This window comes from Enterobacter sp. MG-EB028 (assembly GCF_056673305.1).
Map to the genome: position 1 here is coordinate 3,719,493 of NZ_CP195079.1, position 15,405 is coordinate 3,734,897.

Sequence of the window (15,405 nt, forward strand, 5' to 3'; positions counted from 1 at the left end):
GATGGACGATCTGGATAATGCGCTCGACTCCGAAAGCGGCTATTCCGGCGCGCGGCGGATCGTGATCTTCTCGCTGCTGATGTTTGTGGCGCTGGGCGTCTGGGCGTGGTTTGGGATGCTGGATGAAGTCTCAACGGGAACCGGAAAAGTGATCCCCAGCTCGCGCGAGCAGGTGTTGCAGTCGCTGGATGGGGGGATCCTCACCGAGCTGAACGTTCACGAGGGCGATCAGGTGCAGGCCGGACAGGTGCTGGCGCGGCTGGATCCGACGCGTTCCGAATCGAACGTCGGCGAAAGCGCTGCGCGCTACCGTGCGTCGCTGGCCTCCAGCGCCCGTCTGTACGCCGAGGTAAACGATCTGCCGCTGAAGTTCCCGCCTTCGCTGGAGAAATGGACCGAACTGACCGCCGCCGAAACGCGGCTCTACAACTCGCGCCGCGCGCAGCTGGAGGACACGCAGCGTGAACTGCGTTCAGCATTAGATCTCGCAAACAAAGAGCTGGCGATCACCCAGCGGCTGGTAAAAACCGGTGCCGCCAGCCACGTGGAAGTGCTGCGCCTGCAGCGGCAGAAAAGCGACCTGGAGCTGAAGCTCACCGACGTGCGTTCCCAGTATTACGTTCAGGCGCGCGAGGCGTTATCCAAGGCCAACGCGGAGGTGGATATGGTCTCGGCGATCCTGAAAGGCCGCGAGGATTCCGTCACCCGCCTGACGGTAAAATCCCCGGTGCGCGGGATCGTGAAAAACATTAAAGTCACCACCATCGGCGGGGTGATCCCGCCCAACGGCGAGCTGATGGAGATTGTGCCGGTAGACGATCACCTGCTGATTGAAACCCGGCTCTCGCCGCGCGATATCGCCTTTATCCACCCGAACCAGGAGGCGCTGGTGAAGATCACCGCCTACGATTACGCCATCTACGGCGGGCTGCACGGGGTGGTGGAGACCATTTCGCCGGACACCATCCAGGACGAGGCCAAGCCGGAGGTGTTCTATTACCGCGTATTTATCCGCACCAGCCAGGATTACCTGGTGAATAAGGCGGGCAGGCACTTCTCAATCGTGCCGGGGATGATTGCGACGGTGGACATTAAGACCGGGGAGAAAACGGTGCTGGATTATCTGATCAAGCCGTTTAATCGGGCAAAAGAGGCGCTGAGGGAGCGATAGTCAATCGCCGGGTGGCGGCTCCGCCTCACCCGGCCTGCATACCTGTAGGCCCGTGCAAGCGTAGCGCCGCCGGGCGATGTGTTGCAGTATGAGTATCTTGAACCGCTCAATCTGAAAATCAGCGATCTGGCGGAGATGCTCAATGTTCACCGCAACACCATCAGCGCGCTGGTCAATAACAATCGCAAGCTTACTGCCGATATGGCGATCAAACCGGCTCTTCAGCGCCACCTTTAATCGCCCACTGCCCCGGCGTTTTACCGGTCCACATTTTGAAAACTTCAATAAATGCGCTGACGCTGCTGTAGCCGCAGGACAGAGCAATCCATCCCACCGGCTTCCCCGCCGCCAGCCACTCCATTGCCTGCATGACGCGCGCCAGCTGCCGCCAGTTGACGAAGTTCATTCCCGTCTGGGCGCTAAACCGACGGTTAAACGTACGTACGCTCATCCCGGCATGGCTGGCATGACTCTCGACCGTCTGATTATCATCGACAAACTGCAGCAAGCGGCTGACCACGTTCTTCAGACGCGGATCCGTCGGCACGGGCAGAGAAAAGTGAACCTGAGGCGTCATGGCAAGCTCATCCAGCAGTAAAGTCAGCTTTCGCGGATCGTACTCGCTCCCTGCACCACATAAACGGGAAAACAGTGCATGGGTGAGATCGTCCGGCTCGAACAGCGCGGGAGCATCGGGAAGCATTGCACAGCAAGCAGGGTCAAGATAGATAGCGCAGCCTTCAATCGCGCTTTCAGAGAAGGCGGCGTGCTGCTGGCCTGGCGGGATCCAGCCGATATGTTTTGCCGGCACGACCGAGCGCGCCTGCTGCGTCTCAATGACCAGCAGCCCCGTTGCAATGCGCCACAACTGGCCGGTGCCATGGCTGTGCCACGGCGTTCGGTACCCGCCGGGATGAAGGAGCACTTCAATACTGATCATACCATTTTGGCCGAAAATCGTTATTCATCGACGTATTACAGAAACCGCGTCTTCAGCTGTCAAGGATAATGTTGATTCAACCATTTGAGGAGCCCGCATGAGCATTATCACATCCCTGGTAGCCCACCCTGACAACACCGAGCAGCGCAAGGAAATGGCTAGCCTGTTAACCAACTTATTCAAAGGCGATGTCGATCCGGCAGAGCTTTTTACGCCCGATTACCAGCAAGTTACGGACGGTCACGCGCTTGATTATCAGGGTTTTGTGCAGCACCTGAACCACGTTCGATCGCAGATCCGCGAGATAGCATTCAGGGTTGAGGAGTTCGCCTGTCACGATGGTCTTTTGGCAGACCGGCACTGGGTTACCGTGACGTATCCGGATGGTCGGCAGGCAGAGATTGAGGTGTATATGTTTGCCGCACTGCGAGAAGGAAAAATTTGTCGTATCCATGAGGTCACGCTGGTGATTGGCGGAGAGGCATCAGACCGCGCACTCGCCCACGCCACGCAATAAGCTCACCCTAAACGCGAACGGCGCATAACAGCCTCTGCCGTTATGCGCCTCCTCTTACAGCGAGATCTTCAGGCGTCGAACCGCTTCTTTCAGCTGCTCATCCGTTGGGGTGACGAATGACATGCGCAGCGTTGTCTGGTCCGGTTCGTTGCAGTAGAAGAACTCACCCGGTACAAACACCACACCGTTGCTCAAGGTTTTTTCCAGCCATTTCGTCGTATTCATGCCGTTGTTCATTTTCGCCCACAGGAACATCCCGCCCTTCGGCTTGTGGAACGACATCACATCGCCCAGCTCGGCTTCCAGTTCCGTTGCGAACGTCTGGTATTTCTGGCGATAGGCCTCGCGGATCATTTTAATCTGGTTCGCCAGACGCCCGGTTTTCAGGTACTCGTAGGTCATCAGCTGCGACAGCGTGCTGGTGTGCAGATCGGTGGTTTGCTTCAGGTTCACCACCGCGCGTTTCAGCCACTCCGGCACCAGCACCCAGCCCACGCGGGTGCCCGGCGCGAGGATTTTGGAGAAGGTAGAGGTGTACACCACGTTATCTTCATTGCCGATATCTTTCGCATGGGCAATCAGCGGGCGGAATACGTCGTCGGTGTAATTAATTTCGCTGTACGGATCGTCTTCGATAATCACGAAATCATAGCGCTTCGAGAGTTCCACCAGCTGTTTGCGACGCGCTTCAGAAAGCGTTACGCCGCCAGGGTTACCAAAAGTTGGAACGATATAAACCGCCTTGATGGTTTTCTTTCCCACCAGTGCTTCAAGCTCATCGACCTTCATGCCGTCGCCGTCGGTACCGACGGATTCAAAACTGGCCTGCGCCAGGCCAAAGACCTGCAGCGCGGCGAGATAGGTTGGACGTTCAACGACAACCGTATCGCCAGGATTGATCAACGCACGCGCCAGCACGTCCAGAGATTGTTGAGAGCCGGAAGTAATGACCACGTCATCGGCCTTACAGGCGATGCCGCGCCCTTCGCAGATGCGTTTAATTTCTTCGCGCAGCCCCGGTACGCCTTCCGTCAGGCCATACTGGAACGCCTCGCCAAAATTCTGCGACAACACGGCATCGGCGGCGATTTTAAGCCCTTCGCGATCGAACAGGTCCGGGTTGGGAATACCGCCGCCCAGCGAAATCACGCCCGCCATTTTGCTATGTTTTAATAATTCACGGATGGCGGATGATTGCAGGCCCTGCGCGCTGCTGGCGAGTTTGTTTGCAGACATTCTTTGATTACCTTCTTTTTTTATATTGTGCCCAATCTTAGCAGAATATGAGCAATAAATTCCGTTAGCTTAGGCAGGGGGCGTAAATCCTGACGCCACAGTAAATGCACCGGTCTCGGCGCGGGCGTGAACGGCTCCAGCACCCGTATCAGCCTGCCGCTTGCCAGCTCTTCCGCCACCAGCACCTCCGGTTGCAGCAGCAGCCCCGCCCCGGCTCGCGCCGCCATGCGTAGCCCGTAGCCGTCGTTACACCGTAAGATGGCATCCCGCTTCCAGCGCACCTCCCCTTCCACGCCCGGCAGCCGCCACTCGTTGCGCGCGGTCCACACCGTGTGCGACAGACAAAGATGATCCACCAGATCGGCAGGCGTCTGCGGCGTGCCGTGATGCGCTAAATAGTCCGGCGCGGCGCAGATCACCATGTTGTAGGGGCACAGGTATTTCGCCACCAGATCGTCATTGCGGATGTCGCCAATGCGGATGGCCAGATCGACCCCCTCCTCTACCAGATCGACCATTCGATTGGTGAGATCCAGTTCGATGCGCACCTCCGGGTAGCGCTGCAAAAATGTGGCGGTCAAAGGCGCGACAACGCAGCCGCCAAACGACGTGGGTGCCGTGACGCGCAGGGTTCCGGCGGGTGTGGCGCGCAGCCGCTCAACCGCGCTTTCGGCAATCGAGACCTGCTCCAGCACCCGCCTGGCCTCTTCGAAATAAACGCGTCCGGCGTCGGTCAGACTCTGGCGACGGGTATTGCGCTCCAGCAGCCGCGTACCGAGCTGCGATTCCAGCAGCGCAATATACTTTCCCACCATGACCGCCGACATCTCCAGCCGGGACGCCGCGCCGGTAAAACTGCCGCTTTCCACTACCGCAATGAACGTCTCCATCCCGCGAAGCTTATCCATATTCCGAACCTCTGGTTAGTAATCATCTAACTTTAGCCCAGTTTATCTGACTTTTTATTTATTAAAGAATGAAGGCTCACAACATAAGGAGTCTGCTATGAAAATCGTCATTATTGGTGCCAGCGGTACTGTCGGGCGTGCCGTAACCGAAGAATTAAGCCGTCGTCACGAGGTCATCCGCGTCGGTCGCACGCAGGGCGACTATCAGGTGGATATCACCTCGCAGGCGAGCGTCCAGGCGCTGTTTGAGAAAATCGGCCCGGTGGATGCGATTGTCTCCGCCAGCGGTGGCCTCTACTTTGGCCCGCTCGCGACCATGAAAGACAGCGACTTCAACCAGGGCCTGCAGGATAAGCTACTGGGGCAGGTGCGTCTGGCGCTGACCGGCCAGCATTATTTGAACGAAGGCGGCTCGATTACGCTGATAAGCGGGATTGTGGCGCACGAGCCGATTGCGCAGGGCGTGAATGCCACCACGGTGAACGCGGCGCTGGAAGGGTTTGTCCGCGCCGCAGCCTGCGAACTGCCGCGCGGGATCCGCATCAACCTGATTAGCCCAACGGTACTGACGGAGTCAGCCGAAGCGTATGACGGGTTCTTCCCCGGCTTTGAAAGCGTTCCCGCCGCGACCGTGGCGCAGGCCTACCGCCGCAGCGTGGAAGGGGTGCAGAGCGGGCGGGTGTATAAAGTCGGTTATTGATCCTTACGGGCGGCGATCAACACCAGCATCGGGCGCTCCGCCTCTTCGGCCAATGCAGGCCAGGCGTCAATCTGCGCCTGCGTTGGCCCCCACTCATTAACTTCGCTTATCGTTAACCCCGCTTTGATCAGTGCGTTAAGCGTGGTGCCCAACGTGCGGTGGTATTTAATCACCCCGTCCGCCAGCCAGTTGCTGACGCGCTGGCTCTCGTCCTGATAACGGTTCACCCCCCAGAACCGCTCGCCGCGGTCGTCGGTCAGCCAGCCCTGACGGGTAGCGCAGGTGTATATCGGGTGCTCCATCGAAAAGACCAGGCTACCGCCGGGTTTGAGCGCGCGCTGAACGTTGGCGAATAGCGTGTCCAGCTCCGGCAGGTAGTGCAGCGCCAGCGAGCTGTAGACCAGATCGAGGCTATTCGCTTTCAGCGCCAGAGATTCCAGATCGCTACGCTGATAGTGAATCCGGTTGTCATCAGTCAGTTCAGCCGCGCGGGCGAGCATTTTTTCTGAAATATCAACACCCGTGACGTCAGACGCGCCCAGCTCGCGCGCTGCGCGACAGAACCAGCCGTAGCCGCAGCCGAGATCAACAACCAATTTACCGGTTAAATCTGGCAGCATTGCCTTGAGCGCGGGCCACTCCGGCGCGCCGTCCAGGCCCTGAACCGAGCGCGGAAGCTGGGCATAGCCTTCAAAAAATGCCGGGTTGTCGTAGATGTTTTGTGCCATGACGGACTCCTTTATCGCAACAGTGGCGAGGGTAAAGCACCCCTCGCCCGTTGACAACGTATCCGTCTGATAAATCACAGCCTGCGACGGATTTTCTCCACCATAGCTGTAGCTGAGATCCCGTAGCGGTCATGGAGGGTGGGCAGCGCGCCCGCATCCAGGAACGCGTCCGGCAGCGCGACGGTATCGAAATCCACGTTAACGCGGTTGCGCATCAACAGAGACGCGACAGCCTCGCAAAGCCCACCCACGCTGCTGTGGTTTTCCGCCACAATCACCAGCCGTCCCGGCTTCGCAGCCTGCGCCAGGATCGTCTCTTCGTCCAGCGGCTTAATGGTGGGCGAGTGCAGCACCGCCACGCTGACGTTATCTTTACGCAGCTGCTTCGCCGCCTCCAGCGCGCGCATGGTCATCAGCCCAGAGGCGATGATCAGGACGTCGCGCCCTTCTTCCAGCAGCACGGCTTTGCCAATCTTAAACTGGTAGTTGTACTGGTCCAGCACCACCGGCACCTTGCCGCGCAGCAGTCGCATATACACCGGGCCATCGTGCGCTGCCATCGCCGGCACCGCCTGTTCGGTGTCGATTGCGTCACAGGGATCGATAATCGTCATGCCCGGAATACCGCGCATAATCGCAATATCTTCCGTCGCCTGGTGGCTCGGCCCGTAACCGGTGGTTAGCCCCGGCAGCGCCGCGCAGATCTTCACGTTCAGGTGCTCTTCAGCAATCACCTGATGGATAAAATCGTAGGCGCGGCGGGTGGCGAAGACGGCATAGGTGGTGGCGAAAGGAATAAAACCCTCTTTCGCCATGCCGCCCGCGGCCCCCATTAACAACTGCTCGGCCATGCCCATCTGAAAGAAGCGTTCCGGGTAGGCCTGAGCGAAAATATGCAGATCGGTGTACTTCGACAGATCCGCCGTCATGCCGACGACCTCCGGTCGCTGTTCCGCCAGCTTCACCAGCGCGTGGCCGAACGGTGCGGCTCGCGTCTCCTGGCCCTCTTCCGCGATAGAGGCAATCATCGCCGACGTGGTTAAACGCGGTTTTTTCTCCGTGGTCTGGCTCATTACAGCACTCCTTCAGGTTTGTTGGCATCCAGCACGGCGAGTGCCTTTTGCCACTCGTCAGCATCCACGCGAATAAAATGGTTCTTGTCACGCTTTTCGAGGAACGGCACGCCCTTGCCCATCAGCGTGTCGCACAAAATGACGCGCGGCTGGTTTTCCGGGTAGCATTTGGCGTTATCAAACGCCGTTACCAGTGAAGGGACATCGTTGCCGTTGACGCGCTGCACGTACCAGCCGAAGGAGGTCCATTTATCCGCCAGCGGCTCAAAGCCGAGGATCGCGTGCGAGTTGCCATCCGCCTGCTGGCGGTTAATGTCCACCAGCACGATCAGGTTCGACAGGCCGTGATGTGCCGCCGACATCGCCGCTTCCCAGGTTGACCCTTCGTCCAGCTCGCCGTCCGACATGGAGTTAACGACCCATGCCGCGCTCTGCTTGCGCTTCAGCCCCAGCGCCATGCCAACGCCAATGCTTAAGCCCTGCCCCAGCGAACCACCGGAGATCTCCATGCCCGGCGTGTAGGTTGCCATGCCGGACATCGGCAGGCGGCTGTCGTCCGCGCCGTAGGTCTCCAGCTCCTCTTCAGGAACGATCCCCGCTTCAATCAGGGCGGCGTAACAGGCAATGGCGTAGTGGCCGTGAGAGAGCAAAAAACGGTCACGCCCCTCCCATTCCGGCTCGCCCGGCTTAAGGTTCATCCCGTGGGCAAACGCGGTGGCCAGCACATCGGCATAGCCCAGCGCCTGCCCGATGTAGCCCTGCCCCTGCACTTCGCCCATGCGCAGCGCGTAGCGGCGAATGCGCCAGGCCGCGGCGACAACCTGTTGAACTGTAGTATCCGTCATCGTCGTGTCTCCTTAATGGATCAGCATCCCGCCGTTCACGTCGAGCGTGATACCGGTGGAGTAAGAAGAGAGGTCGCTTCCGAGGAACAGCGCGGCGCGGGCAATATCCTGCGCGTCGCCGAGGCGGTTAAGCGGAATGCCCGCCAGAATGGACGTTTTCATCTCATCGCTCAGCTTGCCTGCGGTAATGTCCGTCTGGATAAGCCCCGGCGTGATGCAGTTTACGCGCACATTGTCGGGCCCCAGCTCACGCGCCATGGCTTTTGCCAGCCCCAGCACGCCCGCTTTTGCAGCGCTGTAGTGTGGGCCGCCAAAGATGCCGCCGCCGCGCTGGGCCGATACCGATGAAATGCAGACGATGCTGCCCGACTTTTGTGCGCGCATAGTGGGAATAACCGCCTGGGACATTAGCAACGTGCCGCGCAGGCTGACGTCAAGCACCGCATCGTAATTTTCGCGTTTGATATCCATCAGCTTGATCGGCTGAGTAATGCCGGCGTTATTCACCAGAATATCGATGCGCCCGTATTTCCCCAGCACCTGCTCAATGGCGGCATTAACCTGTAATTCATTGCTGACGTTCGCCGCAAGGCCCAGATGCTGGTCGCCCAGGCTCGCGGCGGCAGCCCGGCTGGCTTCAGCGTTTAAATCGATAATCACCACTTTCGCACCCTGTTCGGCATATAATTTCGCCGTAGCGAAACCCAAACCGCGTACGGAAGCCGCGCCGGTAATAACGGCGACTTTATTTTTCAGTAGCATATATTTACTCCATTCGGACAAGAGAGATTTAATGTTTTATTTCGGCTCTTCCAGCAGCATGATCATAATTAAACCAATAGCTGCGCAAATACCGAAATAAATAAACACGGAATTAAAACTGCCTGTTTTATCCAGCAGATAACCTGCCAGCATTGGGGAAACAAATCCGCCGAGATTACCGCCGCTATTGATAATGGACGCGGCAATCGGATAGGTTTTACTGTCCGCAACAGCCATCCCATAAGCCGTAAAAGCGGGCCAGCCGATATTCAGACAGAGGCCGACAAAAAATAGCCCGACGCAAACCGCCGCGGTGCTTTGCGGAATATTCAGCATAATAACCATCATTAATACGGTGCTGATGGCGGTAAACATCATGGTCGGCTTACGTCGGCGGCCGAGCAGCTTGTCGGAGACGTAACCGCCAAAAATCGCACCGATAAATCCGCCGATGCACGGCATGCTGGCGACCAGCCCCATGCTCATAAACGTAAAGCCTTTCTCTTTCACCAGATAGAGCGGGATCCACGTCAACAGTCCGTACAGCACGCTGACCATCATAAAATAGGCCAGGCAGTCACCGAGAATATTCTTCGACGTAAACAGCCCTTTCACCGTGCTTACCGGGGCTAATTCCCGCACGCGGATCAGCCGGTCAAGGCGTGCAAAGCCCGGTGAAATCACGATGTTTTCCCGTCTGGCGTCCGGGGTCTCCTGACCGGCGGTAATGGTCTCCAGCTCCGCTTTCGAGACGAATGCGCTCTCGGACGGCTTGGTGCGTACCAGCAGATACCACAGGACGGCAATGACCAGACCGGGGATCGCAAAGGAGAAGAAGACCCAGCGCCAGCCCCAGGTCATGGCGATCCACACTGCCAGCGGCGGCACGAGGATGGGCGCGAACATGGTGGCGGCGATGTAGACGCCCGTGGCCGTGGCCTTCTCCTTTGGCGGAAACCAGTTATTGATGGTGGAGGCCAGCCCGACTGGGCACGGCCCCTCTGTTAACCCCAGCCCCAGGCGGATACACTTCAGGCCCAGAACCGAGGTTGCGGTGCCCATCAGCCAGGTAAAGGCAGAGAAGCCGAATATCGACAGTGCCACCATGCCGCGAATTCCCTTTTTGGCAATAAAAAAGCCCGCAGGAATTTGGCTCAGGGCGTATCCCAAAAAAAACATGCTGGCGATGGCACCGGCTTCGAAATTATTGATATGAAATTCGTCAATGATAAACGGCAGTACCGCACCAATATTTGTTCGGTCAGCATAATTAATGGCATAAACAATAAAAATTAATGCCAGCACAACGAAACGGTAATTGGTTTTTTTAGTCTTTATGTAGGGGACAACTTGTTCTATACGAGACATAACTTACCTCATTATTCGAACACCGTGAGTCGTTTTATTATTGCGTTCAACGTCAATATATCGGCTCACCCATGAAACGCCATTCAATAAAGCTCATTTATTGCTGAGATAAATTTGATTCGCGATACAGCTCAAAAAAATAACATCGGGATAAAATTGCCCGCTCGCAGTCTCAATGTTATGTTTTTTATCAATTATCGTGTAAGGAGTAGGCCATGCCCGCGCAGGATCGCCAGACGTTATCGCTACCCTCGCTCAGAAATTTGCAGGCGTTTATCGCCGTTGCTAACGCCCTGAGCATCCATCAGGCGGCGGAACAGCTCAACGTCACGCCTTCGGCGGTAAGCCACCAGATCGCGTCGCTGGAATCGTGGCTGGGCAAGAAGTTATTCATCCGCAGCGGCAAAGGGGTTCAACTCACCCCGACGGGAGAAAAATATCTGCGGGAGGTCTCGGCGGCGATGAGCGCCATCGGGCGCGCCACCGATCAGATCGTGAAAGAAAAAGACAATGCTGTGCTTCGCGTGCACTCTTCCCCCACCTTCGGGCTGTCCTGGCTGTTGCGCCGTCTGGGCAGATTCCGCGCCGAATATCCTGATATCACCATCAATCTCACCTGCTCCTATGAGAACCTGCAGTTCGCCAGAGATAATATCGACATTGATATCCGTCACGGTATTCCGGACTGGGACGCCTACCGGGTGATGACCATTAAAAACGACACGCTGGTGGTATTGGCCTCGCCGGACTATGCAGAAGAGCATCCCATCAGCACGCCCGCCGATCTGCTGCAACAGTCGCTTATCTCGTCCACCAGCACCCTGGTGAACTGGGAAAAATGGTTCGCCTGGCACAATATCGACAGGCCCTGGCTTAATTTCAGCCTCAGCTTCGACCGCTCCTACATGAGCTTTGAAGCGGCGCGCATGGGGCTTGGGTTTATTCTAGAGAGCAAAATGATGGCTACCGATCACCTGAAGGATGGCTCGCTGGTGCAGGTGCTGCCTGATGAAATGGGTATCGCCATCAACGCGCACCATCTGGTGATGCCGCACATGAACGAACGCGCGTGGAAGATCCAGCAGTTCGTCGAGTGGATTGACCGTGAGTTGCGATTGTCGGGGTATCACCTGTAGCGATACCCCAACGTGGCGTCAGGCGACCGAGCCCCAGACCAGATTCCCCTTGTGGAACGTCGCGGTGCGCGGCGAAATGCGCGCCACCGCTTCGGCGGAGCAGGAGGCATCCACCAGCACAAAGCTGGCGTCGTCCTGTGCTTTTGGCCACACCCGTTCGCCTTTGTCGTTCAGCGGCAGCACGTCGCCGGTGGCGATACCGAGCGCGCGGGAGAGCGTCTGCTCGTTCGGGCGAATGTAGAGCTGGGCGTAGAGATTCGCCTTCTCCAGCATGTCACCCAGGCCGTACGGCGACCAGTGGTCGATTACGCTGTCGGTGCCCGTCATCACGAACACACCCTTGTCGCGCAGCTGCTTCAGCGGCATGTGCAGGGTGCCAATCGGCACGGTGGAGGCGATGGTCACCTGCTGCGCTGCCATGCGGGTGGCAATCTCATCCACCTGCTGCTCGTTGAGCGTCGCCAGCGCGAAGGCGTGGCTGATGGTCAGCTTACCCTTCAGCTCCGGCGTTTTCTCCACGGTTTCCACCATATAGTTCACCGCCGCCACGCCCGCCGGGCTGGTTTCATGCAGGTGAATATCCACCCCTTTGTCGTAGTCCAGCGCAATCTGGAACATCAGATCGAGGGATTTCTCCATGGCACCGTCAACGTTCGTCGGGTCCAGCCCACCCACGTAGTGCGCCCCGGCCTGCATCGCCTCGCGCATCAGTTTTTCAGAGTTGGAGAGCAGCAGGCCGTGCTGCGGGAAGGCGACGATTTCGCAGTCAAAGTCGGGTTTACGGCGCGATAAGACCGCCTGTAAATTTTCCAGATTTTTCAGGCCGGAGACCGGCTCAATGTTGCAGTGACTGCGGGCAATAGTGGAGCCTTTCGACTGGATAAGGTCGATAAGCGCCTCCGCGCGTTCCTGGGTATAGGGCTGCAGTTCCGGCAGCAGCTTCTGCTCAAGGCGGATCATGTCCTGAATCGTGGTGCCTGCAGGGCGGTTCAGGGAGCGCCACGGGCCGCCGTAGAAGGTTTTATCCAGGTGAATATGCATGTCGCGCATTGCCGGAAGCATCAGCTTTTTACCCGCATCGTAGCGCGGCAGGGTCGCGTCGGCGTGGCTGCCGTTGTCGCGCAGGGCGACAATCTTCCCGTCTTTAATCTCCAGCGTTTTCAGCTCGGTGCGGGTGCTCGTCGCCACGCTGCCGTCGAAATTAAACCCGGCTTCGAGCAGCACGTTGTCCAGATAATAATGCTTCGCGGTGATGTTCATCGGCTTGCCCGTCTCGCAGGTTGGTTTTGCAGAGTCGGCAGCATACGCGACGGAGCCGGTTGCGCCAAACAGCGCGCAGGCGGTGACCATTTTGCCGCTCTGGCTGATAAACTCACGGCGGCTTTTATTCTCATTCATCTTATCTTCCTTCATTCACAATATGGGTACCGGTTTCAACACGCAGCGCCGCGGGCAGGGAGTCCGGCGAGGTGATAATCACGCGCCTGCCGCCGTGGCGTAAAAACTTCAGCGACGCGACGATTTTGGGCAGCATGCTGCCCGCCGGGAAGTGGCCTTCGTCCATGTAGCGCGTCATTTGCGCCACGCTGACGGTGTCCAGCGCCTGCTGGTTCGGCTTGCCGAAGTTGACGCACACCTTTTCCACGCCGGTGGTAATCACCAGCACGTCGGCGCGGATCTCGCGCGCCAGCAGCGCGGTGGAGAGATCTTTATCAATCACCGCGTCGACGCCCTGGTAATCGCCCTGCGCCGAGCGCACCACGGGAATACCGCCGCCGCCCGCGCCGATCACCACGAAGCCCTTTTGCGTCAATGTCTTGATCGCATCGGCCTCAACAATGCGCAGCGGCTGTGGAGAGGCCACCACGCGACGATAGCCCCGGCCCGAATCCTCAACAAAGTGCCATTCCGGGTGCGCCTGCTGCAGCACGTCGCGCTGCGCCTCGCTGAAGAACGCGCCGATCGGTTTCGTCGGGTGCGTAAAGCCGGGATCGTTTTTATCCACCTCTACCTGGGTGACGACCGTGACCGCCTTTTGCTCCCCGCGCGCCGCCAGACGGTTGTTAAGCGCCTGCTGGATCAGGTAGCCGATGCCGCCCTGGGTGTCCGCCACGCAATTTGCCAGGGGCGTCAGGGGAAGCCCCTCTCGCTCGTGGGCAATCTCAGCGCGGCGCAGATCCAGCCCCACCTGGGGGCCATTACCGTGGGTAAGCACGATGTCATAGTCGGAGGCCAGCATTTCGAGCACGGAGTCTGCCACCGCTTTAACCGCCTGTGCCTGATGTTCAACCGACTGGCTGGCGTTGTCTTTGATAATGCTGTTGCCGCCAATGGCGACGACCATAAGCTCTTTCATACGTTTTCCTTCGCAACGGTGCGGTATGTTCCCCTCACCCCGGCCCTCTCCCCAAAGGGGAGAGGGGACGATTACACCCTCTCCCCTTTGGGGAGAGGGTTAGGGTGAGGGGGCAATGCCTTAAGCTTCAGATACTGGTGCAGCAGCGCTCGCAACTTCCCGGCTATCGAGGAAATGCTTCACCACAAACATGCCGCCCATCATCAGGTAGGCCGTGACGAACATCAGCGAACTGCCCTCGGCAAAGCCCACGACCGGAGCGTGGATCACCCCGAACAGCGCCAGCAATGCCCCACCCGCCGCAGCCACGGCACCGCGCAGCGGCTTGTTAATGATGGCGAAAATGGCGATACAGCCCCACAGCATGCTGGCGAGCGGCGCGCCGTTGCCGAGATGCACCAGGCCCTCGTAGTAAATCCCCTTGCTGTGCAGCACATCGGTGCCGATTTTCGTCGCGCTGGTGCCTGCCGCCCCCATCACGCTGTTCATCATGGTCAGCGCCCAGTTGGCGATCCACGGGAACAGGCAGATAAAGATCACCGGCACCTCCACTTTGGGCGTTTCCCTCACCACCTGGTTGGCGGTGACGACGCCGATAAACACCAGAATCGGCACGATGGCGGTCATCGGAATAATGGCGAGCATAAACGCCCCCAGTCCGAACAGCGGTACGATGAACATGGTCACCCCGGAGGCGAGCGTGTAGCCGATGCTGGCGCCCATCGCTTTCCAGCCAGGGTGGCCGACATAGACCGTCACCGGGAACGGGTTGCCCATCAGGCAGCCGAGCATCGACGCCAGGCCGTTCGCCAGCATCACCTTGCGGGTAGGGTATTCATCCCCCGCCGCATGGGCGCTTTCGATGTTCTCCAGGTCAAAGATATAGTTCGCCAGCCCCAGCGGCACGGCGGATGCAAGATACGGCAGCGCGTGCGGCAGCCCCTGCATAAAGCTGTCCACGTGCACCTCCGGCGGGTTAAAGCCAAAGGAGGACATGGACGCTTTGATCGCTTCCGGGCTTTGCAGACCGGAGATCCACGCTAATGCCGTACCGGCAATCAGCAACAGCAGACCTGTCGGGATTTTGGCGAAAATCGGCTTTTTACCGAACCAGTTGATGAAGATCAGCAGCAGAACGATGAACGACACGGTAGGCGCTTCGAACGCCTGCAGCATCGGGTTCATCGCCAGCAGCAGCAGTCCCAGTCCGGACAGGCACGACAGCAGCACGGTGCGCGGGATCATCTTGCGGATGGTCTCTCCCAGGAACGAGCCGCCCGCGAGGATCATCGCTTCCACGAAGCACCACACCAGGCCGATCTGGATTGCGAAATCTGCATCGCCCGTTTGCTGATAAACCGGCATCAGTACGAGGAAGGTGACGGTAAAAATCGACGGCGCGCTCGGGCCAGACGGCAGCGCGGTGACGTCCGTACGCCCGGTGGCGCGCGCCATCTGCAGGCCAAACCAGGCGTAGCAAATACTCGCCACCAGCACCGCCAGCCCGAAGGCCGGCGCGATGCGTCCATAAACAATCTCCTTCGGGATGCCGACGACAAAAATGAGCAGCCCCATCATGGTCAGCAAATTGGTCAGGTTGTTGGTCATCAACCCGAAATAAGCCGCCCAGTCACCTCTTTTCCACTCCAGTTTCATGTTTTTCAT

Annotated in this window: 15 protein-coding genes and 1 pseudogene; 5 read left to right on the forward strand and 11 right to left on the reverse strand. The window is 58.4% G+C overall.

Annotation, left to right across the window (positions count from 1 at the left end; genetic code table 11):
- Window position 1: 1 nt before the first annotated feature.
- Together ACR42C_RS17500 and ACR42C_RS17505 are read left to right on the forward strand one after the other, a co-directional pair.
- Window positions 2-1,171: a beta-barrel domain-containing protein gene (locus ACR42C_RS17500; protein ID WP_116343831.1), complete on the forward strand. Its 1,170-nt coding sequence runs from the start codon at window positions 2-4 to the stop codon at window positions 1,169-1,171.
- Between the two features lie 78 nt (window positions 1,172-1,249).
- Window positions 1,250-1,390: pseudogene (locus tag ACR42C_RS17505) on the forward strand (HigA family addiction module antitoxin); the annotation flags it as partial.
- On the opposite strand, the gene ACR42C_RS17510 reads toward ACR42C_RS17505, so the two are convergent.
- Complete coding sequence (locus tag ACR42C_RS17510; RefSeq protein WP_316380177.1) at window positions 1,380-2,111, reverse strand: helix-turn-helix domain-containing protein; 732 nt, start codon at window positions 2,109-2,111, stop codon at window positions 1,380-1,382. The pseudogene ACR42C_RS17505 and the gene ACR42C_RS17510 overlap by 11 nt on opposite strands.
- Before the next feature lie 97 nt (window positions 2,112-2,208).
- Here ACR42C_RS17510 and ACR42C_RS17515 point away from each other — a divergent pair, with 97 nt between their 5' ends.
- Window positions 2,209-2,628, forward strand: a complete 420-nt coding sequence (locus ACR42C_RS17515) for a nuclear transport factor 2 family protein (protein ID WP_316380176.1) — start codon at window positions 2,209-2,211, stop codon at window positions 2,626-2,628.
- 54 nt (window positions 2,629-2,682) lie between these two features.
- Here ACR42C_RS17515 and ACR42C_RS17520 read toward each other — a convergent pair whose 3' ends face one another.
- Both ACR42C_RS17520 and ACR42C_RS17525 read right to left on the reverse strand, forming a co-directional pair.
- Window positions 2,683-3,864, reverse strand: a complete 1,182-nt coding sequence (locus tag ACR42C_RS17520; protein WP_316380175.1) for an aminotransferase-like domain-containing protein — start codon at window positions 3,862-3,864, stop codon at window positions 2,683-2,685.
- Between the two features lie 20 nt (window positions 3,865-3,884).
- Window positions 3,885-4,772 (reverse strand): LysR family transcriptional regulator, encoded by an 888-nt coding sequence (locus ACR42C_RS17525; RefSeq protein WP_320721090.1) that lies wholly within the window; start codon window positions 4,770-4,772, stop codon window positions 3,885-3,887.
- A gap of 97 nt (window positions 4,773-4,869) precedes the next feature.
- Here ACR42C_RS17525 and ACR42C_RS17530 point away from each other — a divergent pair, with 97 nt between their 5' ends.
- Window positions 4,870-5,472 (forward strand): short chain dehydrogenase, encoded by a 603-nt coding sequence (locus tag ACR42C_RS17530; protein WP_163330128.1) that lies wholly within the window; start codon window positions 4,870-4,872, stop codon window positions 5,470-5,472.
- Here the strand turns inward: ACR42C_RS17530 and ACR42C_RS17535 are convergent.
- The 5 genes from ACR42C_RS17535 to ACR42C_RS17555 all read right to left on the reverse strand — a co-directional run bounded on the left by ACR42C_RS17535 (window position 5,466) and on the right by ACR42C_RS17555 (window position 10,248).
- The gene (locus tag ACR42C_RS17535; RefSeq protein ID WP_320721091.1) at window positions 5,466-6,200 is read right to left on the reverse strand and encodes a class I SAM-dependent methyltransferase; all 735 of its coding nucleotides are present in this window, start codon (window positions 6,198-6,200) and stop codon (window positions 5,466-5,468) included. The genes ACR42C_RS17530 and ACR42C_RS17535 overlap by 7 nt on opposite strands.
- 74 nt (window positions 6,201-6,274) lie before the next feature.
- Window positions 6,275-7,273: a transketolase family protein gene (locus ACR42C_RS17540; protein WP_166712139.1), complete on the reverse strand. Its 999-nt coding sequence runs from the start codon at window positions 7,271-7,273 to the stop codon at window positions 6,275-6,277.
- Window positions 7,273-8,118, reverse strand: a complete 846-nt coding sequence (locus tag ACR42C_RS17545) for a transketolase (RefSeq protein ID WP_479984380.1) — start codon at window positions 8,116-8,118, stop codon at window positions 7,273-7,275. The genes ACR42C_RS17540 and ACR42C_RS17545 overlap by 1 nt, the downstream gene beginning before the upstream one ends.
- 12 nt (window positions 8,119-8,130) lie before the next feature.
- Window positions 8,131-8,880, reverse strand: coding sequence for an SDR family NAD(P)-dependent oxidoreductase (locus tag ACR42C_RS17550; RefSeq protein WP_166712143.1), 750 nt, complete (start codon window positions 8,878-8,880; stop codon window positions 8,131-8,133).
- A gap of 36 nt (window positions 8,881-8,916) precedes the next feature.
- Window positions 8,917-10,248 (reverse strand): MFS transporter, encoded by a 1,332-nt coding sequence (locus ACR42C_RS17555; RefSeq protein WP_479984381.1) that lies wholly within the window; start codon window positions 10,246-10,248, stop codon window positions 8,917-8,919.
- Window positions 10,249-10,463: 215 nt separating this feature from the next.
- Between ACR42C_RS17555 and ACR42C_RS17560 the strand changes: the two genes are divergently transcribed.
- Window positions 10,464-11,384: a LysR substrate-binding domain-containing protein gene (locus ACR42C_RS17560; RefSeq protein WP_316380173.1), complete on the forward strand. Its 921-nt coding sequence runs from the start codon at window positions 10,464-10,466 to the stop codon at window positions 11,382-11,384.
- A gap of 18 nt (window positions 11,385-11,402) precedes the next feature.
- Here ACR42C_RS17560 and ACR42C_RS17565 read toward each other — a convergent pair whose 3' ends face one another.
- The 3 genes from ACR42C_RS17565 to ACR42C_RS17575 all read right to left on the reverse strand — a co-directional run bounded on the left by ACR42C_RS17565 (window position 11,403) and on the right by ACR42C_RS17575 (window position 15,405).
- Complete coding sequence (locus tag ACR42C_RS17565) at window positions 11,403-12,782, reverse strand: amidohydrolase family protein (protein WP_479984382.1); 1,380 nt, start codon at window positions 12,780-12,782, stop codon at window positions 11,403-11,405.
- 1 nt (window position 12,783) lies between these two features.
- Complete coding sequence (locus tag ACR42C_RS17570; RefSeq protein WP_479984383.1) at window positions 12,784-13,740, reverse strand: carbamate kinase family protein; 957 nt, start codon at window positions 13,738-13,740, stop codon at window positions 12,784-12,786.
- 120 nt (window positions 13,741-13,860) lie between these two features.
- Complete coding sequence (locus tag ACR42C_RS17575) at window positions 13,861-15,405, reverse strand: xanthine permease (protein ID WP_316380170.1); 1,545 nt, start codon at window positions 15,403-15,405, stop codon at window positions 13,861-13,863.